The sequence below is a fragment of the Rhodococcus sp. NPDC056743 genome (genome assembly GCF_042790355.1).
In the GTDB taxonomy this organism is placed as follows: Bacteria; Actinomycetota; Actinomycetes; order Mycobacteriales; family Mycobacteriaceae; genus Rhodococcus_F.
Genome location: NZ_JBHTZI010000003.1, coordinates 12,726 through 32,536 on the forward strand (window position 1 = coordinate 12,726; position 19,811 = coordinate 32,536).

At 62.5% G+C, this 19,811-nt stretch carries 21 protein-coding genes; 14 read left to right on the plus strand and 7 right to left on the minus strand.

Going from position 1 to position 19,811, the window contains the following annotated elements:
* Window positions 1-26 precede the first annotated feature (26 nt).
* Both ACFRFQ_RS07490 and pdxT read left to right on the plus strand, forming a co-directional pair.
* Window positions 27-881 (plus strand): acyl-CoA thioesterase, encoded by an 855-nt coding sequence (locus ACFRFQ_RS07490; protein WP_378655146.1) that lies wholly within the window; start codon window positions 27-29, stop codon window positions 879-881.
* Window positions 878-1,483, plus strand: a complete 606-nt coding sequence (gene pdxT / locus ACFRFQ_RS07495) for a pyridoxal 5'-phosphate synthase glutaminase subunit PdxT (protein ID WP_378655149.1) — start codon at window positions 878-880, stop codon at window positions 1,481-1,483. The genes ACFRFQ_RS07490 and pdxT overlap by 4 nt, the downstream gene beginning before the upstream one ends.
* 17 nt (window positions 1,484-1,500) lie before the next feature.
* Here pdxT and ACFRFQ_RS07500 read toward each other — a convergent pair whose 3' ends face one another.
* Together ACFRFQ_RS07500 and ACFRFQ_RS07505 are read right to left on the minus strand one after the other, a co-directional pair.
* Window positions 1,501-2,178 (minus strand): response regulator, encoded by a 678-nt coding sequence (locus ACFRFQ_RS07500; RefSeq protein ID WP_378655152.1) that lies wholly within the window; start codon window positions 2,176-2,178, stop codon window positions 1,501-1,503.
* A complete protein-coding gene (locus ACFRFQ_RS07505; RefSeq protein ID WP_378655155.1) occupies window positions 2,133-3,347 on the minus strand; it encodes a sensor histidine kinase in 1,215 nt (404 codons plus the stop codon). Before ACFRFQ_RS07505 ends, ACFRFQ_RS07500 begins: the two co-directional genes overlap by 46 nt.
* A 111-nt stretch (window positions 3,348-3,458) precedes the next feature.
* Here ACFRFQ_RS07505 and ACFRFQ_RS07510 point away from each other — a divergent pair, with 111 nt between their 5' ends.
* Together ACFRFQ_RS07510 and ACFRFQ_RS07515 are read left to right on the plus strand one after the other, a co-directional pair.
* Window positions 3,459-3,659, plus strand: a complete 201-nt coding sequence (locus ACFRFQ_RS07510) for a hypothetical protein (RefSeq protein ID WP_317552994.1) — start codon at window positions 3,459-3,461, stop codon at window positions 3,657-3,659.
* Window position 3,660: 1 nt separating this feature from the next.
* Window positions 3,661-4,362, plus strand: a complete 702-nt coding sequence (locus ACFRFQ_RS07515) for a GAP family protein (protein ID WP_378655158.1) — start codon at window positions 3,661-3,663, stop codon at window positions 4,360-4,362.
* 8 nt (window positions 4,363-4,370) lie between these two features.
* On the opposite strand, the gene ACFRFQ_RS07520 is transcribed toward ACFRFQ_RS07515, so the two are convergent.
* Window positions 4,371-5,291, minus strand: a complete 921-nt coding sequence (locus tag ACFRFQ_RS07520) for a hypothetical protein (protein ID WP_378655161.1) — start codon at window positions 5,289-5,291, stop codon at window positions 4,371-4,373.
* A complete protein-coding gene (locus ACFRFQ_RS07525) occupies window positions 5,288-5,644 on the minus strand; it encodes a GntR family transcriptional regulator (protein WP_378655164.1) in 357 nt (118 codons plus the stop codon). The genes ACFRFQ_RS07520 and ACFRFQ_RS07525 overlap by 4 nt, the downstream gene beginning before the upstream one ends.
* A 146-nt stretch (window positions 5,645-5,790) precedes the next feature.
* On the opposite strand from ACFRFQ_RS07525, the gene ACFRFQ_RS07530 reads away from it, so the two are divergent.
* From ACFRFQ_RS07530 to ACFRFQ_RS07575, 10 genes are all read left to right on the plus strand, one after another.
* Complete coding sequence (locus ACFRFQ_RS07530) at window positions 5,791-6,546, plus strand: YebC/PmpR family DNA-binding transcriptional regulator (protein ID WP_033234674.1); 756 nt, start codon at window positions 5,791-5,793, stop codon at window positions 6,544-6,546.
* 132 nt (window positions 6,547-6,678) lie between these two features.
* On the plus strand, window positions 6,679-7,251 hold the full coding sequence (gene ruvC, locus ACFRFQ_RS07535) for a crossover junction endodeoxyribonuclease RuvC (protein WP_378656282.1): 573 nt from the start codon (window positions 6,679-6,681) through the stop codon (window positions 7,249-7,251).
* The gene (gene ruvA / locus ACFRFQ_RS07540) at window positions 7,248-7,844 is read left to right on the plus strand and encodes a Holliday junction branch migration protein RuvA (RefSeq protein WP_138868347.1); all 597 of its coding nucleotides are present in this window, start codon (window positions 7,248-7,250) and stop codon (window positions 7,842-7,844) included. The genes ruvC and ruvA overlap by 4 nt, the downstream gene beginning before the upstream one ends.
* Entirely contained in the window at window positions 7,841-8,938 is a 1,098-nt protein-coding gene (gene ruvB, locus ACFRFQ_RS07545; protein WP_378655169.1) for a Holliday junction branch migration DNA helicase RuvB, read from the plus strand. The genes ruvA and ruvB overlap by 4 nt, the downstream gene beginning before the upstream one ends.
* A gap of 138 nt (window positions 8,939-9,076) precedes the next feature.
* Entirely contained in the window at window positions 9,077-9,424 is a 348-nt protein-coding gene (gene yajC, locus ACFRFQ_RS07550; protein ID WP_378655171.1) for a preprotein translocase subunit YajC, read from the plus strand.
* A gap of 128 nt (window positions 9,425-9,552) precedes the next feature.
* A complete protein-coding gene (gene secD / locus ACFRFQ_RS07555; protein ID WP_378655174.1) occupies window positions 9,553-11,301 on the plus strand; it encodes a protein translocase subunit SecD in 1,749 nt (582 codons plus the stop codon).
* Window positions 11,298-12,518: a protein translocase subunit SecF gene (secF, locus tag ACFRFQ_RS07560; protein WP_378655177.1), complete on the plus strand. Its 1,221-nt coding sequence runs from the start codon at window positions 11,298-11,300 to the stop codon at window positions 12,516-12,518. The genes secD and secF overlap by 4 nt, the downstream gene beginning before the upstream one ends.
* A 2-nt stretch (window positions 12,519-12,520) precedes the next feature.
* Window positions 12,521-14,254 (plus strand): ABC transporter substrate-binding protein, encoded by a 1,734-nt coding sequence (locus ACFRFQ_RS07565; RefSeq protein WP_378655180.1) that lies wholly within the window; start codon window positions 12,521-12,523, stop codon window positions 14,252-14,254.
* A gap of 32 nt (window positions 14,255-14,286) precedes the next feature.
* Complete coding sequence (locus ACFRFQ_RS07570; RefSeq protein WP_260684104.1) at window positions 14,287-14,838, plus strand: adenine phosphoribosyltransferase; 552 nt, start codon at window positions 14,287-14,289, stop codon at window positions 14,836-14,838.
* 97 nt (window positions 14,839-14,935) lie between these two features.
* On the plus strand, window positions 14,936-17,350 hold the full coding sequence (locus tag ACFRFQ_RS07575; RefSeq protein WP_138868354.1) for a bifunctional (p)ppGpp synthetase/guanosine-3',5'-bis(diphosphate) 3'-pyrophosphohydrolase: 2,415 nt from the start codon (window positions 14,936-14,938) through the stop codon (window positions 17,348-17,350).
* Between the two features lie 71 nt (window positions 17,351-17,421).
* On the opposite strand, the gene ACFRFQ_RS07580 is transcribed toward ACFRFQ_RS07575, so the two are convergent.
* The 3 genes from ACFRFQ_RS07580 to ACFRFQ_RS07590 all read right to left on the minus strand — a co-directional run bounded on the left by ACFRFQ_RS07580 (window position 17,422) and on the right by ACFRFQ_RS07590 (window position 19,682).
* The gene (locus ACFRFQ_RS07580; protein WP_378655184.1) at window positions 17,422-17,925 is read right to left on the minus strand and encodes a flavodoxin domain-containing protein; all 504 of its coding nucleotides are present in this window, start codon (window positions 17,923-17,925) and stop codon (window positions 17,422-17,424) included.
* An 87-nt stretch (window positions 17,926-18,012) separates the two neighbouring features.
* Complete coding sequence (locus ACFRFQ_RS07585) at window positions 18,013-18,813, minus strand: peptidylprolyl isomerase (RefSeq protein ID WP_378655187.1); 801 nt, start codon at window positions 18,811-18,813, stop codon at window positions 18,013-18,015.
* The gene (locus tag ACFRFQ_RS07590) at window positions 18,813-19,682 is read right to left on the minus strand and encodes a peptidylprolyl isomerase (RefSeq protein ID WP_378655190.1); all 870 of its coding nucleotides are present in this window, start codon (window positions 19,680-19,682) and stop codon (window positions 18,813-18,815) included. The genes ACFRFQ_RS07585 and ACFRFQ_RS07590 overlap by 1 nt, the downstream gene beginning before the upstream one ends.
* Window positions 19,683-19,811 lie beyond the last annotated feature (129 nt).

Genomic DNA, 19,811 nt, shown 5'->3' on the forward strand with positions numbered 1-19,811 from the left:
GTCGGCTCTACTCTGCCGGAGGACACATGATTGGTATCGAGGAGATCCTCGAGCTCGAAACGTTGGAGAAAGACATCTTCAGAGGGGCCGTTCACCCCACTGTCATGCAGCGCACCTTCGGTGGACAGGTGGCCGGCCAGTCTCTGGTCTCTGCCGTCAGTACCGTGGACGAGCGATTCCACGTGCACTCGTTGCACGGATATTTTCTGCGGCCGGGTAATCCCAAGATTCCGACGGTGTATCTCGTGGACCGGATCCGCGACGGGCGCTCGTTCTGCACACGCCGGGTGAACGCCGTCCAGGACGGGAAGACGATCTTCTCGATGTCGGCATCGTTCCACGTCGAGGATCAGGGCATCGAGCATCAGGACCGGATGCCGAAAGTCCCGATGCCGGAGGAACTGCCGGACCCGTTGACCAATCCGGATTTTGCCGGAACCCCGCTACACGAGGAGTGGCGGAACTGGGATCTGCGAATCGTGCCCGCAGATGTTGCCACGTCGGCGCCGGATATGCCTGCGCAGCAGCGGGTGTGGATCCGCTATCGCAACACTTTGCCGGATCGCCCACTCCTGCATATCTGCACCTTGGCCTATCTGAGTGACATGACTCTGCTCAACACATCCAACGTGCCGCACAAGGACGTGAAGACGCAGAATGCCTCACTCGATCATGCGATGTGGTTCCTGCGTCCGTTCCGGGCCGACGAGTGGTTGATGTACGACCAGACATCGCCGTCGGCAGGGTTCGGGCGAGCCCTGACGCAGGGGCGCATTTACGATCGAAGCGGCAATATGGTGGCAGCAGTAGTTCAAGAAGGCTTGTCGCGGATCGAACGCGAGCCGGTGGACCATGAAGACAAGACAGGAACACACGCATGACTCGTCCGTTGATCGGGGTACTCGCACTCCAGGGTGATGTTCGCGAACATCTTGCTGCATTGGCGGATTCCGGGGCGGATGCCGTGGGTGTGCGTCGTCCGGAGGAACTCGACAAGGTCGACGGCATAGTGATCCCTGGCGGTGAATCGACGACGATGAGCCGGCTTCTTCAGGTTTTCGAGTTGCTCGACCCACTGCGTGAGCGGCTTCGCGGTGGACTGCCTGCCTACGGTTCGTGTGCAGGCATGATCTTGCTGGCCAGCGAGGTGCTCGACACCCGGCCTGACGCCGAGCACCTCGGTGCTATCGATATGACCGTGCGCCGCAACGCCTTCGGTCGTCAGGTCGATTCCTTCGAATCGGACCTCGACTTCGAGGGCATTGTCGGAGACCCGGTCCGGGCAGTCTTCATTCGCGCGCCGTGGGTGGAACGGGTCGGCCCGGGTGTCGAGGTTCTTGCCCAGGTGCCGGCGGCAGCAGGAGAGGCTGCCGGCCGGATCGTAGCCGTTCGGCAAGGTTCGGTGATTGCGACGTCGTTCCATCCGGAGGTAACCGGAGACCGCCGCGTGCACGAGCTCTTCGTCGACCTGGTGCGCGGATAGTTCGCGTCGGCCGAGCCTCACAGCTCCAGTTCTCGGGCAAGGATCGCCGCCTGGACGCGCGAGGTGAGGTGCAACTTCGACAGAACTCGCGACACGTGCGACTTCACCGTCGGCGCACCGACACCGAGTTCACGCGACAGTTCGGCGTTGGACAGACCCATTCCCAGGAGAACGAGTACTTCGCGTTCACGATCGGTGAGCTCGCTCAGTCCGAGCGGCTCGGCAGGCTTGGGGGTGCGCTGAACGAATTCGCCGATCAGTGCGCGTGCGGCTCGGGGAGCGAGCACTGCATCGCCGGCTGCGACATTGCGGATGGCGCTGGTCAGCTCGTCCGCTGTTGCGGTCTTGAGCAGGAAGCCCGATGCACCGGCGCGTAGAGCTGCGAAGACGTATTCGTCGAGGTCGAAGGTGGTCAACACCAGAACGCGGCTGCGGGTCGTACCGATGATCTGACGTGTCGCTTCGATGCCGTCAGTGCCCGGCATTCGGATGTCCATCAGCACGACGTCGGGTTGATGTGTGCGGGTGACGGTTATCGCCGACGCGCCGTCTCCGGCTTCCGCAACGACATCGATGTCGTCGTGCTGTCGCAGGATCATCGACAGGCCGGAGCGGATCGCGGCGTGGTCGTCGACCAGGGCGACGGTGATCACCGATCCGCTCCGTTCGGTGCGTGGACTGGTAGCTGCGCGCATACAGTCCATTGTCCGTCGACCGGAAGTGCGTCGAGTGAACCACCCAGCAGTTCGGCACGATGACGCATGTTTGCAAGTCCGCGCGTTCTTGCCCGCGGACTGGATATGTCGCGACGGACGGGGTTTCGGATCTCGATCTGTAATACCTTGTGCTGGAGAGAGATCGACATCGAGATTGGCGCACCAGGTGCATGCTTGAGTGCGTTGGTCAACGCCTCCTGAGTGATCCGAAACGCCGTGTGATCGACCACGCTCGGCAGGTCGGCGGCATCGACGTCGATCGCAACCTGCACGGTGCTGCCGGCGGCCCGAATAGCGTCCAGGACGACGGGCAACTCGGTCAGCCTCGGGGGAGAGGAACGCGGGTCCGGGGTCTCGTCTTCCCCGGCGTGGAGTAGTTCGATCATCGATCGCATCTCGGAAAGGCCCGCGAGACTGCTTGATCGGATCGCCCCGATCATTTCGCGCAGGCCATCGTCGGGATCACCTCGACGACCGGACAGTGTTGTGGAGGAGAGTGCGGCCTCCGAGTGGATTGCGATGGCAGAGAGGTGGCTTGCAATCACGTCGTGCAGATCCCGCGCCATGGTCGCGCGTTCGTGAGCGACCGCGGCATCGCGGTCCAGAGCGGCGAGTGCTTCGTGGACTCTGGAACGCTCGCGTTCGGCCTCGGTCAGTTCGACGTGTCGACGGATAACCAGTGCCCACCACACCGGCGTACCGAAGAACAGAGCGGTCACGACGCCCGCCCCAGCCGCAGCGCGGACGTCCTGGGTGGACAGGTAAACGAGTGCGGTGAGCGCGGCAACCGTCACTGCGGTCAGAGAACACACCACTCGGCCCAGCCGCGCCGTCCCGTACAGAACTGCGGCGTAGGTGAGATCCGAGAGGACCAACCACATCGGCAGAGTGGGGCCAAGGGCGGCGTCGACCGCGACGATGACGGCACCCGCCGCCAAGGCCGTTGCCGGACGCACCCGTCGAAACGAGTCGATCGCACACAGCAGGGCCAGCATCCCGATCCGAACCCCGACGGGAACGTCGGCGACACCTCCGACATCGGTCCACATTTTGTACAGGCCGACCAGGTAGAGAAGTACCCCGATTGCGAACAGGCCGATAGCGATGAGCGGATCGTTCCACTTGCCGACACCCCGACTTCTGGTCACCACAGACTTATCAGAGCACATCAGGGCGTCTGACTTGTCATACCAAATGATGAGGTCGGCGTTGTTCCGACGGCTGATGTGCGGATCCGAGCGAGAAGACACGCTCGAGGTATGAAAATTCGTTTCGAGTTGATGATCGGCATTCTCCTCGTCGTCGGTGGCGCTTGTCTGTGGCTGTTCGCGCGTGACGCCGAGTTCTTCTGGTTTCGCGGCGGGCCACTCGGGGTGATTTTGGCGATCATCGGTGCTTTCGACATCGTGAACGCAGTCCGGACGAGGGACACGGTGACACCCGAGCGTCGACACGACTGACGTGGACCTCGTCCTTCTCACGACCCTGGGCGGCCTCGCCCTGCTGGATAGTACGAGCATCGGAACGTTGGTCGTTCCCGTGTGGATGTTGTTGAAACCGGGACGGCCGCAGGTTCGCAGTCTGCTGACCTACCTGGTAGTCATCACGACGTTCTATTTTGTTGTCGGGGTGGCAATCTGGACGACGGCCCGCGTTGCCATGCCGGTTGTCGCGCCGCTTCTCGACACTCCCGCAGCCCGCGGTGCCCAGTTGATTCTTGGTATCGCGTTGTTCGCGTTGAGTTTTCGATTCGACTCCGAAAAGCGGCGCACATCCGGTCAGGCCGATCGAATTCACGCCTGGCGGGAGCGGGTACTCGATTCGAGTCGTTCGGCGAGAAGCGTCGTACTTCTGGCCATTGCAGCCGGAACCGCCGAATTGGTGACGATGCTGCCCTACTTGGCGGCGATCGCGATGATCACAGCTGCTGGGCTGTCCTCAGTCATGTCGGCGTCGATACTTGCCGGTTACTGCCTGATCATGGCCGCACCGGCAGTCATTCTTCTGTGCGGTCGGGTCGTGGCCGGGAACCGCCTGGACAAGCCGCTGCGCCAGGTGGATTCGTTGATGTCTCGCTACGGCGACAGTGCGATCGGATGGGTGTTCGGAATTGCCGGATTCTATCTCGCAGGCAACGCCGCTGCCGCACTGTTTGCTAGTTGATCGCCACCCTAACTTGACTGAACCAGTGAATTGAGGAGTCGAACACCATCTTCCGGGTGATCGACGCTGACGGCGAAAACGCGCCCGGTCTCGAGAGTCAGTACGATTGCCTCGCCGGAGCGCAGCGTGACCGCCGTGCCGCGCGGAGTGATGCGGTAGCCGTACCCACCCCACTCCAACGGACGGATGGTGTCGACTGACGCGGACTTCACCCGGGTGATGGCAATCTTCTTCCACCGAACGCCCCACGAGCTGATGCTCAGCCCCGAATTATCCACTCGGACCGTGACGGATGCGAAGGCCGCGGTCAAAGCCGTGGCGGCGAGCAGGATCGCAGCTACCCACCAGTCGGAGTACGCGGCGGTGCCGACCGTGAGTGCGGTCAGGCCGGCGGAGAGGATCCACGGCCAGACGCTGTTGACTCGGCCGATCCAGGCTGCCCGTTCGGTGGCGGTCAGCGGCGAATCCAAGGTCGGAGTGGGGAGCGGTGGTTGTGCAGTGGCCCCGTCGCCTGCGGCGAGTGCCCATGCGCCGATTCCCGTCATCGCTGCGGCGATGGGGAGGGCAATCCACCAGCCTATGCGTGCGTTCTCGGGAGTGCCCGCATCGAGCGTGAGGGCAACACTGAGGATCCAGATCGTCGCGGACGTCGCGCCTGCGGTGGCTGTGACGGACAGCAGTAGGGGAGCGGAGTCGCTCGTACGAATCGCGGTGGCGGCGGCCACGACGGAGGCGATCAACGACACGGCCAGCGTGATGGCGAAGAATGTTGTGGTTGCCGCGAATCCGTCCGGGGTCGATCCGGACCAGTGACTGGCGACGGTGGGCGGAAGCCGATCCCCCCACGCCAGACGTGCCACGATGAGCGCGGCCGTGGGGACGAAGGTCAACGAGGCTACGGTCCAGAGTCGGACCTTGCTGATCGTCATTGTGTGCTGGTCTCCTTGATGAGGTCGAGCATGTGGGCTGTGTCGAGACCCAGATTGCGGGCCTGGCGGACGAACTCTCGCGCCGATTCGTGGAGAGCTGTTGCACCGGAATCGAATTCGGCGCGGATGACGGCACCGCGGCCGCGTCGTAGATCGATGAGGCCCTCGTCGCGCAATGCGGCGTATGCACGCAGGACAGTGTGCAGATTGACGTCGACCGACTCGGCGAGGGCGCGGGCAGACGGCAGTCGATCACCGGGACCGATTTCGCCGCGGATGACGGCCCCGCGCACTCCGGCCGCAATCTGATCGGCGAGAGGCTTCGCTGAGGCGTGATCTATCCGAATCAACATGTTTGCATTCTATGCAAACAATGTCGTGTTTGGCGAATTAGTGCGCGGGGGATGCAGCACGTGGCGACGTGGGACGGGTAACATCGTCAGAGCTGAAAGAAGCGCATTAGGCGTGCGCAACACAGCAGGAAAGGGGCTTGAATCGCATGAGCGGCCACTCAAAATGGGCCACCACCAAGCACAAGAAGGCTGTGATCGACGCCCGTCGTGGCAAATCCTTCGCGAAGCTGATCAAGAACATCGAGGTGGCGGCACGAACCGGCGGTGGCGACCCTACGGGCAACCCCACGTTGTTCGATGCCATTCAGAAGGCAAAGAAGACGTCCGTCCCCAACGACAACATCGAGCGTGCGCGCAAGCGCGGCGCCGGTGAAGAAGCTGGCGGCGCGGACTGGCAGACCATCATGTACGAGGGCTACGGGCCCAACGGTGTTGCCGTTCTGATCGAGTGCCTCACCGACAACCGCAACCGTGCAGCTGGTGAAGTTCGTACCGCGATGACACGCAACGGCGGCAACCTCGCCGATCCGGGTTCGGTCTCCTATCTGTTCGCTCGCAAGGGCGTCGTGACGCTCGAGAAGAACGGGCAGTCCGAGGACGACGTGTTGATGGCAGTTCTCGATGCCGGCGCAGAAGAGGTCACCGATCTCGGTGAGACCTTCGAAATCGTGTGTGAGCCACAGGATCTTGTCGCGGTTCGCAGCGCCCTGCAGGAAGCGGGAATCGATTACGACTCCGCTGAAGCCGACTTCCGTGCATCCGTAGAGGTTCCACTGGACGTTGACGGCGCTCGTAAGATCTTCAAGCTCGTCGACGCGCTCGAGGATTCCGACGACGTGCAGAACGTCTACACGAACATCGATCTGTCCGACGAGGTTCTTGCAGCACTCGACGCCGACTAGTTCAGGCGCAGTCATACCTCAGCCCGGCCGCGACGGTAATCGTCGCGGCCGGGTTGCGTGTTGATGTCGGTAGTTCGCCCGCGCACCGCTAAGCTATCGAACAGCTGTTCGGTGTGGAGAGGTGTGACCAAAGTGCGCGTGCTCGGAGTGGACCCAGGCCTGACCCGGTGTGGGTTGGGTGTGGTCGATGGGAGCAACGGCAGAGTTGTGCGTCCGATTGCCGTAGACGTGGTGCGTACGCCCGCTGACATGGAACTCGGACCCCGCCTGCTCCGAATTTCGGATGCGGCGGACCTGTGGATCGAGCAGTACAAACCTGACGTCGTTGCTATCGAGCGGGTGTTCGCGCAACACAACGTCAGTACGGCAATGGGGACTGCGCAAGCTGGTGGCGTTGTTGCGGTTGCAGCGACGCGGCTCGGCATTCCGGTGTTCTTTCACACGCCCAGCGAGGTGAAAGCGGCTGTCACCGGGAGTGGAACCGCAGACAAGGCGCAGGTCACCGCGATGGTGACGCGAATTCTCAACTTGAAAGCCGCCCCGAAACCCGCCGATGCTGCAGACGCCCTGGCGCTCGCGATCTGCCACTGTTGGCGGGCGCCCATGATCGAACGAATGGCCCGCGCCGAGGCAATGGCAGCGGAACAGATGCGCAAGTATCAGGCAAAATTGGCCGAGACCACGAAGAAGGCAGGTTCACGATGATCGCGTCGGTTCGCGGCGAGGTACTCGACATAGCTCTCGACCATGCGGTTATCGAGGCTTCGGGAGTCGGTTATCGCGTCAACGCAACACCGGTGACGCTGGGCGCGTTGCACCGGGGGAGTGAGGCGCGGCTATTCACGACGATGATCGTGCGTGAGGATTCGATGACGCTCTACGGTTTCTCCGACCTCGAATCCAAGGATCTGTTCAGCCTGCTCCAGACGGTGTCGGGCGTCGGCCCCCGCCTGGCGATGGCCACGCTGGCGGTGCTCGAACCGGAGGCGCTGCGACGCGCCCTGTCCGAAGGCAATCTCACCGCGTTGACGAGGGTTCCCGGCATCGGAAAACGTGGCGCCGAACGTATGGTTGTGGAACTGCGTGACAAGGTCGACGCCGTACCTGCGACCGCTGGGGTATCGGGGGCCGTCGCGGCCAATGCGATCCGTGATCAGATCGTCGAAGCCCTGGAAGGGCTCGGGTTCCCGCTCAAGCAGGCCGAGCAAGCGACGGATTCCGTGCTCGCGGAAACACCCGACGCCACCACGTCCGTCGCACTTCGATCTGCTCTCTCGCTGCTCGGTAAAACTCGATGAATTTCGACCCGATCGACGACTTCGAGGACGAGTCACAGGTCAGCGCTGAATTGGTGGCGGGGGACGGTGAGGTCGAGGCCAGTCTTCGTCCCAAGAGCCTGGACGATTTCATCGGCCAACCGCGCGTGCGCGAGCAATTGCAGCTGGTACTCACCGGGGCAAAGATGCGCGGTGGCACTCCCGATCACATTCTGATGTCCGGTCCGCCCGGACTCGGCAAGACGTCGATGGCGATGATCATCGCCGGTGAGCTGGGTTCTTCACTTCGCCTGACGTCAGGTCCGGCCCTCGAGCGCGCCGGTGACCTCGCGGCGATGTTGAGCAACCTGGTGGAGGGCGACGTTCTCTTCATCGACGAGATTCATCGGATCGCCCGTCCAGCCGAGGAAATGCTGTACCTCGCGATGGAGGACTTCCGTGTCGACGTCGTGGTCGGCAAGGGGCCAGGCGCTACCTCGATTCCGCTGGAAGTTGCTCCGTTCACCCTCGTCGGCGCGACTACCCGATCCGGCGCGCTGACCGGTCCGCTGCGAGATCGTTTCGGTTTCACCGCGCACATGGATTTCTACGAACCCGATGAGCTGCAACAGATCTTGATGCGATCTGCAGGCATTCTCGGCGTGAATCTCGAAGTCGATGCCGGTGCCGAAATCGCTCGACGTTCGCGGGGGACGCCGCGTATCGCCAACCGGTTGCTGCGGCGAGTGCGAGATTTTGCCGAAGTGCGTGCAGACGGGATCGTGACTATCGAGGTCGCGCAGGCCGCACTGGCCGTCTACGACGTCGACCAACTCGGATTGGATCGTCTCGACAGATCGGTTTTGAGTGCGCTCGTGCGTTCGTTCGGTGGCGGCCCGGTGGGAGTGTCCACCTTGGCGGTTGCGGTCGGTGAGGAACCGTCGACGGTCGAAGAGGTGTGCGAGCCGTTTCTCGTTCGTGCCGGCATGATCGCCAGGACACCTCGCGGTCGTGTTGCAACGGCTGCGGCCTGGAAGCAGCTCGGCATGACGCCGCCACCGGACGCCGCTGCGGGCGGTATCGAGGTCCGGGCAAGGGAACCACAGGCATCGTTGTTCGACCCCGACGCAGAGTGAATTCTCGTTGTCAGCGCCTCCCGTTAGAGGCGAACTGTCGGGATTCCTAAGGAAGTAGTGGCACACTGGTGTCTTGCGTAGGTCCATCCGGGGCCCGCGTGGCGAAAAACATGCTACAAAACCGAGGTTGATCAACACATGTCGAGTTTGCTTTTCCCCCTCCTGATCCTCGCGCTGCTGGTGCCGATGTTCCTGGGCATGCGTAAGCAGAAGAAGGCCATGGCCGCAACTGCCGAGATGCAGGATTCGTTGCAGGTGGGCGACCGTGTGCAGACCACGGCCGGCCTGTACGCAACCATCGCGTCGATGGACGACGACACCGTGGAACTCGAGATCGCACCCGGCGTCATCACCACGTGGTCGCGTCTGGTTATCCGCGAGCGTGTCAGTGACGTTGTCGAGGATTACAGTGACGACGATGACGTGTCTTCCGAGTTCGAAGAATCGGCAGCTGACACCGAGATTCGACTCACCAAGGATTCCTGAACGCCATCACGTCGTGACCCTGCTCTAGAGTTACTGTGTAGTTAACGCATCGCCGCACGTTCGAACGGCGCAACTCGAGCGGTCGTGGACCGCTCACGTCCGGCACCTAATGAGGAGACTTAAAGATCGTGGCACCTTCCACCGGAACGGTGCATCCAGCCCGCTACCTGGCCCTGTTCGGGGTCCTGGTCGTGGCGCTGTATGCATTGGTGTTCTTTACTGGCGATAAATCGGCCACACCGAAGCTCGGTATCGACTTGCAGGGTGGAACGCGTGTCACGCTGACTGCGCGCACGCCGGACGGCAGCGCGCCCAGCCAGGACAGTTTGAAGCAGGCTCAGGAAATCATCGAGACCCGTGTCAACGGGCTCGGCGTGTCCGGATCCGAGGTTGTCATCGACGGTGACAACCTCGTCATCACGGTGCCAGGCGACGACAGCGCACAGGCGCGGTCGTTGGGTCAGACGGCTCGTCTGTACATCCGTCCAGTGACCGGAGCGATCGACGTAGCCACACGCGACGCCAATCGCACGACGCTCACTCCTGGCGCCGAAACGCCGGCGGCAGACGTGCCCGCAACGGAGGCCCCGGCTACCGAAGTTCCGGCTACCGAGGCTCCGACAACGGAAACGCAGACTCCGCAGAACCGTCCGTTCCTGGCGCAGGAACCGCCAACGAGTGCACCGGCAACATCGGAAGCAACGCCGAGTGCGGAGCCTGCGACACCGGCCGCTCCGACTGACTCCACAGAAGCGGGTGACGCCGCCGCAGCCGAGATCGCCGCTGCGCGAGCGCTGCGTCAGAGCACCGATCCCACTGTTCAAGAGCAGGCCGTCGCCAATCTCGATTGCTCCGTGGCCGATCCGCTGCGTGGCAACGACGACCCGACCCTTCCCCTCGTCGCGTGCTCCCAGGACGGTGCATACATCTACCTTCTCGGTCCCTCGATCATCGACGGCCAGGAAATCTCGGACGCGTCGTCAGTGTTCAACTCCCAGCAGTCACGCCACGAGATCAGCCTGTCGTTCAAAACCACTGGCAGCAACACCTGGGCACAGTTCACCTCGGCGAACATCGGCAAGCAGGCAGCCTTTGTCCTCGACTCGAAGGTTGTCAGCGCGCCCACGATTCAGGGCGCAACGCCCGCCGGAAGCGCCACCTCGATCACCGGTAGTTTCACCGCGGAAAGCGCGAAGGAACTGGCGAACACTCTGAAGTACGGTTCGCTGCCGCTCTCGTTCGCGGCCTCGGAAGCAGAGACGGTATCGGCGACGCTCGGACTGGCGTCTCTGGAAGCAGCGTTGATCGCGGGTGCGGTCGGCCTTGTTCTCGTGCTCGTGTACTGCCTCGTCTACTACCGAATGCTGGGCGTGCTGACCGCGCTGTCCCTCGTTCTCTCGGGTGTCATGGTGTACGCCATCATGGTGCTGCTGGGCAGGTACATCGGATTCACCCTCGACCTTGCAGGTATGGCGGGTCTGATCATCGGTATCGGTATGACAGCCGACTCGTTTGTCGTGTTCTTCGAACGCATCAAGGACGAAATGCGTGAGGGGCGCAGTTTCCGTTCCGCAGTTCCTCGCGGCTGGGCACGGGCCCGCCGCACCATCCTCTCGGGTAACGCGGTGAGCTTCATCGCGGCCGCCGTTCTGTACGCACTGGCGGTGGGTCAGGTGCGCGGATTTGCGTTCACTCTCGGCCTGACCACCATCCTCGACGTCGTCGTGGTCTTCCTCGTGACGTGGCCTCTGGTTCACCTGGCTTCCCGTTCGGCGTTCTGGTCCAAGCCCAGCGTCAACGGATTGGGAGCAGTCCAAGAGGTTGCCCGCGAACGTAAGGTTGCCGCCGCTGCGTCGGCTAAGGAGACACGAGCATGAGTGAGTCCAACAACAACTCTGCCGGAGAATCCTCGGCGGACATCGAAGCACGTTCCGTAACAGCCGATTCCGGTGTCGACCAGGCTTCGATGCCCAAGCACGGTCTGCTCTCGCGCTTGTACACCGGCACCGGTGCATTCGAGGTTGTCGGCAAGCGTCGGTTCTATTACGGCCTGACCGGCGCGCTGGTAGCGATCGCACTGCTGGCAATGCTGATCCGCGGTTTCACGTTCGGTATCGATTTCGAGGGTGGATCGCGCATCCAGTTCCCGGCCGGAGACGGCGTCGAGACATCGCAGGTCGAAACTGTGTACTCCGAAGCTCTCGGTTTCGAACCGGAGAGTGTGCAGACCGTGGGCTCGGGTTCGAGCGCGACGGTGCAGATTCGCTCGGAAACACTCGATGCGCAGCAGGTCAACACGCTGCAGACGGCTCTGTTCGACGAGTTCCAGCCCAAGGACAAGGACGGCAATCCGTCCATCGGCGCGATCAGTTTTGCCGACGTCAGTGAGACCTGGGGTGGCCAGATCACCCAGAAGGCCTTGATCGCGCTGATCGTCTTCCTGGTCATCGTGAGTGTCTACATCGCGATTCGTTTCGAGAGAGACATGGCGGTAGCCGCGATTATCGCGTTGTTCTTCGACATCATTGTCACAGCGGGTATCTACGCACTCGTCGGTTTCGAGGTCACACCCGCGACGGTCATCGGTCTGCTCACTATTCTCGGCTTCTCTCTGTACGACACCGTCGTCGTGTTCGACAAGGTGGAGGAGAACACGAGAGGAATCTTGCATCTGACGCGTCGTACGTACGGTGAACAGGCAAACCTTGCCGTCAATCAGACACTCATGCGCTCGATCAACACCACGGTCATCAGTGTGCTGCCCGTGATCGCCTTGATGGTGGTCGCGGTGTGGATGCTCGGTGTCGGCACGCTCAAGGACCTCGCGCTCGTCCAGTTGGTGGGCATCATCGTCGGCGCGTACTCGTCGATCTTCTTCGCGACTCCGCTCCTCGTGTCGATGAAGGAACGGTGGGGACCTGTGGCCGTTCACACCCGTAAGGTTCTCGCCCGCCGGGCTACGCTTGCTGAAAAGGGTCTCGGTGCCAAGGACGCAGAATCTGTCGGAGCCGGAGCATCGGTCACACAACGTGCCGCAGTTGCTCCCGCGCCTGGCGCTCGGCCGACCGGAAAGCGAAAAAAGAAGGCTCACTGATCATGCTCCAAGCGAGGCGAGCAGTAGTTCGCTCACTGTCGTTTGTTGCTGCCACCGCGGTGGTCACAGGTTCGTTGGCGGCCTGCTCGGAGAACACCACCGAGCAGGCTCCGTCCATCGGCTATGCAATCGACAACACGATCACCACGTACAACGGCAATACGGCCGCCGGAGCTGTCTCGGGAACGATGGCAGCGCTCAGTCGGGTGCTGCCGGGCTTCACATTCACCGGTCCGATCGGTGCACCGGTATCGGATACCGATATCGGCACCGCAGCGCAGTTGCCGGGCGAGGCATTGACGGTGGCGTACACGCTCAATCCGTCTTCCGTATATTCCGACGGTGTACCGCTGACCTGCGATGACCTGGTTCTCACGTGGGCTGCGTCGAGTGGCCGATTCACGAAAACTGTCGACGGCGCCGAGTTGCCGATGTTCGACGTGGCGAACACGTTGGGATACGCCGATATCGACCGGGTCGAGTGCCAGCCTGGTGCAAAAGATGCAACCGTCGTGTTCAAGCCTGGACGCGCATTCACCGAGTGGCGGTCGCTGTTCGGGGCGACTGCGTTGATGCCGTCGCACATCGCCATGCAACGCGCCGGCGTACCCGACTTGGTGTCGGCGGTGAACTCGGATGACACCGAGGCGCTGACGAAGATCGCCGATTTCTGGAACACCGGGTGGAACATGACCCCCGGCCAGCTGGACAAGGCGGTGTTGCCGTCCTCTGGCCCGTACCGCGTCGAGGATTACACCGAAGACGGTGGACTGGTGCTTGTTGCCAACGAGCGGTGGTGGGGGAATGCGCCGGCCACTGACCGCATCGTGGTGTGGCCCCGCGGCGTGGACCTCACCAAGGATGCTGTCGATCAATCGATCGAAGTGATCGACGTGGGTTCCGGTTCAGCGGGTGACCTCAGTTCGCTGTCCGGTTTCACCAGTGAGCAGATTCCGTCGAGGTCCATCGAGCAGTTCATCTTGTCGACGTCGGGGGTTCTCGGCGACGATGCAGCCCGGCGGGCATTCGGGCACTGTGTGCCTCGATCGACGTTGTTCGAGCAGTACGGACGCACGCCTGATGCACCGGCAGTCGGTGTCGGTTCCGGAACCGTGGATTCGCGTCTGGTGGTTCCGGATTCGCTGGTGTACAGCGACGCTGCGGCGACCGACGGCGATCGATACGGTGCGGCGGATGTCGCAGCCACCAAGGTCTCGTTGTCCGAAGCCGGATTGGACGCGCTGACCGTACGCGTCGGATACCTCGCACCGGACCCGGTGCGGTCCCAGCTAGTGGCCGACGTGAAGGCAGCGTGCGAACCGGCCGGCGTCACGATCGAGGACGTCAGCACCCCGGATTTCACACCGGACGCGCTGCGCACGGGCGGCGTCGACGCGGTCTTGGCCGGTACCGCGGGCCAGGCGGGCGCGGCAGGCATGGCAGATATGATCGACGCGCGCGGAGCACTGAGGTCCGGGAACTCCTCGAACTTCGGCGACTACGGAAACGCGCGGGTTGATCAGATCATCGACCAGTTGGACACCGACCCAGGAATAGCTGCGCAATTGGGACTGTCGGTGGAGGCGGAGAATATCCTGTGGACGCAGGTGCCTACTATTCCTCTGTTCAATCAGGTGCGAACTGTTGCCGTCGCTCAGGGAATGAGTGCTGTGGTGGCCAATCCGACTCGATCGGCCAGCGGCTGGAACATGGACAGATGGGTATTACGTAGATGACGATTTCGAACGAAATCAGTGTGGGGACAGAGATGACGTCTGACGAACTGACAGCAGTGCATCTGGCTGCGTCGGATGCTGTTGTCCGGTTGACGAGGTGGGCCGACAATTTTCCGGGACCGGGTGTGCGCTTTGCAGATCTGACACCGGTGTTCGCCGACGCGGAAGGATTCAGTGCTGTTCTCGACGGGTTGATTGCGTGTGCGCCCGATGTGGATACGATTGCTGCCGTCGACGCGCGTGGTTTCCTCCTCGGAGCCGGTGCCGCGGCTCGAATGGGTGCCGGTGTGGTTGCCGTGCGCAAGGTGGGCAAACTGCCGCCACCCGTTCTCTCACGTTCGTACAGCCTCGAGTACGGTTCGTCGACGCTCGAGATTCCGGCAAACGGGTTCGATCTCACCGGACGGAATGTTTTGGTCATCGACGACGTTCTGGCTACCGGAGGGACATTGGAAGCAGCCGTGCAGTTGGTGGAATTGGCCGGCGCCAACGTCGTCGCGGTTGCGGTGGTACTCGAGATCGAGGAACTTCGGGGCCGAGATCGGTTCGTAAAGTACCCACTGACATCCCTGGTCAAGGTCTGAGTATTAAAGTTGGCACCTGGGGGTCTGGTAGACCTCCAGGGCAATTTCCCGTTGCAGGGCGGTTGCCTCAACCAACTCGGTGGTAGGAGGTGGCGACATGACGTCGAATCTTGATCGATCACAGAACTCGGGTGCAGTGTCGCAGGAGTCGGGTACCAACCCGACTTCGGATACGACACCATCGAAGTCCGGTGTTCCGGACGACAGTTCTGCTTCGTCGCAAACAGCAGGCAATCGGATCGGTCAAAGTGCGGCCGTACCGGCGTCGGCGTCTCGCCGCGTTCGTGCTCGCCTCGCTCGGCGCATCACGGGGCAGCGCAATGCCACCATCCGCCCGGTTCTCGAACCGCTGGTCAGTTTGCATCGTGAGCTGTATCCGAAGGCCGATCTGGCGCTTCTCCAGCGCGCGTACGACGTCGCGGAGGAACGGCACGCCAGTCAGCGTCGTAAGTCCGGCGATCCCTACATCACGCACCCGTTGGCTGTTGCCAGCATCCTGGCCGAGTTGGGGATGGACACCACCACGTTGGTGGCCGCATTGCTACACGACACGGTGGAGGACACCGGGTACTCCCTCGAAGAGTTGACGCGCGATTTCGGTGACGAAGTTGCGCACCTGGTCGACGGTGTCACCAAACTCGACAAGGTTGTTCTGGGGACGGCCGCCGAGGGCGAGACCATCCGGAAGATGATCATCGCGATGGCGCGTGATCCCCGGGTGCTGGTCATCAAGGTTGCCGACCGCCTGCACAACATGCGGACCATGCGCTTCCTGCCGCCGGAGAAGCAGGCCCGCAAGGCGCGAGAAACCCTCGAAGTTATTGCGCCCCTTGCTCATCGGCTGGGTATGGCAACAGTCAAGTGGGAACTCGAAGACTTGTCGTTCGCGATCCTGCACCCCAAGAAGTACGACGAGATCGTGCGTCTGGTTGCTGATCGCGCGCCGTCGCGAGACACCTATCTGGCGAAGGTGCGGGCCGAGATCAACTCGACGCTGTCGGCGTCGCGGATCAACGCGGTGGTCGAAGGACGGCCAAAGCACTACTGGTCGATTTATCAGAAGATGATCGTCAAGGGTCGCGACTTCGACGACATCCATGACCTTGTCGGCGTCCGCATTCTGTGTGACGAGGTCCGTGACTGTTACGCGGCCGTCGGTGTTGTGCATTCGCTGTGGCAGCCGATGGCGGGGCGGTTCAAGGACTACATCGCACAGCCGCGGTACGGCGTCTATCAGTCGCTGCACACTACGGTCGTCGGTCCGGAGGGCAAACCTCTCGAGGTCCAGATCCGTACGCAGGACATGCACCGGACCGCCGAGTTCGGTATCGCCGCGCACTGGCGGTACAAGGAGACCAAGGGTAAGCACGCGGGCGACATCGCCGAAGTCGACGACATGGCGTGGATGCGCCAGCTACTCGACTGGCAGCGTGAGGCGGCCGACCCGGGGGAGTTCCTCGAGTCGCTGCGTTACGACCTCGCGGTCAAGGAGATCTTCGTCTTCACCCCCAAGGGTGACGTCGTGACTCTGCCTGCCGGTTCGACGCCGGTCGACTTTGCGTACGCCGTGCACACCGAGGTGGGTCACCGCTGTATCGGTGCCCGTGTCAACGGACGTCTGGTCGCCCTCGAGCGCAAGCTCGACAACGGAGAGGTGGTGGAAGTCTTCACGTCGAAGGCAGCCACCGCCGGTCCCAGCCGCGACTGGCAGTCGTTTGTCGTTTCCCCGCGCGCCAAGGCGAAGATTCGTCAGTGGTTCGCGAAGGAGCGACGCGAGGAAGCCCTCGAATCCGGTAAGGATCAAATCGCCAAGGAAGTGCGACGCGTCGGACTTCCGTTGCAGCGCTTGATGAATGCCGAGTCGATGAGCACGATCGCGCACGAGCTTCGGTACCCGGACGTCTCGGCTCTGTACACCGCGGTAGGTGAGAGCCAGGTCAGTGCGCACCACGTCGTACAGCGTCTGGTGGCTCATCTCGGTGGCGTCGGCGCGGTCGAAGAGGAACTCGCCGAGCGGTCGACACCGTCGAACATGCCGGTGCGTACTCGTAGCACTGGCGACTCCGGCATCTTGGTTCCCGGTGCTCCGGGCACGGTGGCAAAGCTGGCCAAGTGCTGCACACCGGTGCCGGGCGATTCCATTTTGGGATTCGTGACGCGCGGCGGTGCGGTCAGTGTGCACCGCACCGATTGCACCAACGCCAATTCGCTGCACGACCAGTCCGAGCGGATCATCGACGTCGAATGGGCGCCGTCTGCGTCGTCGGTGTTCCTGGTCGCCATTCAGATCGAGGCGCTCGATCGTCACCGCCTGCTCTCCGATGTGACCAAGGCGTTGGCGGACGAGAAGGTCAACATCTTGTCTGCGTCGGTGAACACGTCCGGTGATCGAGTTGCCATCAGCAAGTTCACCTTCGAGATGGGCGACCCGAAGCATCTCGGCCATGTTCTCAACGTGGTCCGCAATGTCGAAGGCGTGTACGACGTGTATCGAGTGACGTCGGCGTCGTAAGTTCTACCGTCCGACTGGCGCCGAGCAGATTTCTCGCTCGGCGCCGGTCGTTTGTCTGAGTCCTTCGACCCTTACCGATTCCGGTTAGCGGCGAGGGTCGTGCAGATGCTCTCGGCCCAGGCGTCGATATCGTCCGGTGACCGGAAATCGCCTTCCGTTGCTTTTGCCGCGCGTGTCGCAATGCGCTCGGTGAACGAGAGCACCGACCGATCGAGTTTGCCGCCGAACATGTGGTGCTCAACCGCCCACGGGGTGTTGATCCACTCGAGATTGTCCGCGTTGTCACCAGGGGTGATGGGGCCACTCGAGAACAACCACACCGGACGCTTCTGCAGGGCATCGAGATCGCGGTCCACCAGACGGGTGGCATCCTTGAGCCATTTCCCCAGGTAGATTGCGCTGCCGAGAACGACGGCGTCATAACCGTCGACGGTGTCGACGTCGTGTGCTTTCTTGACCTCGACCTGAGGCTCGATACTCCGTGCCCGCAAACCCGTCGTGATCGCGCGGCCCAACTGCTCAGCGATCTCCGCAGTAGATCCGTGCTTACTGGCAGTCGCAATCAAGATTCTCATGCAGTGATGATTCCTGGTTGCCGGCATTACGAAACAGAAAAGGGCGATACGAGACGAATCTCGCACCGCCCTTTTTGAGGCGTCAGATCACGCGACTACTGCTGTTTCGATGGAGATCGGGGTGTTCGGAGCACCGCCACCGGTAGCTCCCATGCCGCCGTCGTCACCGTCGGCGGCGATCTTCTCGATGGTTGCCAGACCGGCGTCGTCGATGGTCCCGAAAACGGTGTAGTCGGGCGGGAGAAGTGAGTCGTCGTAGACGAGGAAGAACTGGCTACCGTTGCTGTCCGGCTGTGACGAATGAGCCATCGCCAGGGTGCCGCGCGGGTAGACGACGGGCAGCGACAGCGCCGGATCGTTCTCGGCATACACGGTGGTCGGGTACTCGTTGGCAAAGGCGAATCCCGGTCCGCCGGTGCCCTGGCCCGAAGGGTCTCCACACTGCAGGATCTGCAGGCCCGGGCTGGTGACGAGTCGATGGCACGGGGTGTCGTCGAAGTACTTCTGCTCGACGAGGCTGACCATGCTGTTGACGGTGCACGGTGCAGCGGTGCGGTTGAGTTCCATGCCGATCGGGCCGGCAGTGGTGGTCAGCTGAACGGTCACCGTGGCTTCGGCGGGGACGCCGGTGGAAGTGGGCGTGTCAACCGTTTTTGCTGCGCCCGCTGCGGGGGCGTAGGTGCAATCGACCGTGGCACCGTCGGGCGCCGGAACGGCAGGCAACTGCTCGAACTGCGACATGTCCAGGGGCGCCGCCTTCGTGGTGGACTTCGCGCTGGACTGAGTGCTCGACGAGGCTGAATCGGGCTCGGAGTCGTTACTGGAACATCCGGCGAGGACGAGGGCGGCGGCACCAACGGCCGCGATCAGAATGGACGTGCGCTTCATCAGTCGATCCTTACAGTCTTGATATCGGTGGTGAGGTTCGGCTTGCCGTCGCCCTCGGGAGTGCTACCACCCGCCGCGATCTTGTCGAGCGTCGCGAGCCCCGTCTCGTCGATCGTGCCGAATACGGTGTAGTTGGGCGGAAGCTGCGAATCGCCGTAGACGAGGAAGAACTGGCTGCCGTTCGTGCCGGCGCCGGCATTGGCCATCGCAACCATTCCGCGGCTGTACGTCACCGGCAACTGCGCGGCGGGATCTGCGGCGTCGAACGCTGTGGTCGGATACTCGTTCTCGAACTGGTAGCCGGGTCCACCGGATCCGGTGCCGGTCGGGTCACCACACTGCAAGACTTCGAGCGAAGGACTCGTCGTCAGGCGATGGCAGGTGGTGGCGTCGAAGTAGTTCTGACCCGCGAGGCTGACGAAGCTGTTGACCGTGCACGGAGACTTCGTTCCGTCGAGGATGAGGCCGATATTGCCCTGCGACGTCTCCATGCTGATGCTCGGCGTCGCGTCCGGGGCGGTGGTGGGAATGCCGTCGGTGTTCGGCAGGTTGCTCGGCTTGGCCGCAGTGCCTGCGGGCGTGTACGAGCAGGAGACTGTGTCCGCCAGAGGCGTGAGCAATCCGGCAGGCATGGCAGCGGCAGTCTGTTCCGACGTCGGTGTGGCGTCGTCGGCGGTGTTCTCGGTGCTGCTGTCGTCACCTCGGGTCAGGAGGACGATCCCCGCGACTACGGCGATAGCCACGACGACGCCGGCGGCCGTGTAGACGATTGTCATTTGCTTGCGCTTGCGCGCCCGCTCGGCGCGGCGTTCGAGCTGACGCTCGAGCTTGCGTTTTGCCGCCTGGCGGCGCTGCTCGTTACTCGGCACTGCTGGAGTCCTCCATATTCACGGGTGGATCTGCGTCTGGTCGGTATAAGTTCAGTTGTCGGAAAGTCTCCCACTGCAACCTGAGAACTTACTGGCGGGGCAGCAGCTTTAGGCTGTACGTGACACCGT